1 protein-coding gene is annotated in these 324 nt (G+C 67.0%); it reads left to right on the forward strand.

Annotated elements, in window-relative coordinates:
- On the forward strand, positions 1 to 324 hold a 324-nt coding region (locus DBR24_RS34600; protein WP_256592020.1), incomplete at both ends, for an FAD-binding oxidoreductase.

Genomic DNA, 324 nt, shown 5'->3' on the forward strand with positions numbered 1-324 from the left:
GGCAACTATCCCGACGCCGTGGCGTTTCCCGAAACCGCCGAGCAGATCCGCCAATTGCTGGCGCTCGCCCATGAACAGGACCTGTGCCTGATTCCCTACGGCGGCGGCACCTCGGTGGCCGGGCACATCAATCCGCCGGATTCGACGCGGCCGGTGGTGACGGTGTCGCTGGTGCGGATGAATCGCCTGAGCGACCTCGACGAGGCCAGCCAACTGGCGACGTTCGGCCCCGGCGCCAGCGGCCCGCAGGTGGAAAGTCAGCTACGCGCTCGCGGCTACACGTTGGGGCATTTTCCGCAGTCGTGGGAGTTATCGACGCTGGGT

Source organism: Pseudomonas sp. HMWF006, from assembly GCF_003061205.1.
Taxonomy (GTDB): Bacteria; Pseudomonadota; Gammaproteobacteria; order Pseudomonadales; family Pseudomonadaceae; genus Aquipseudomonas; species Aquipseudomonas monsensis.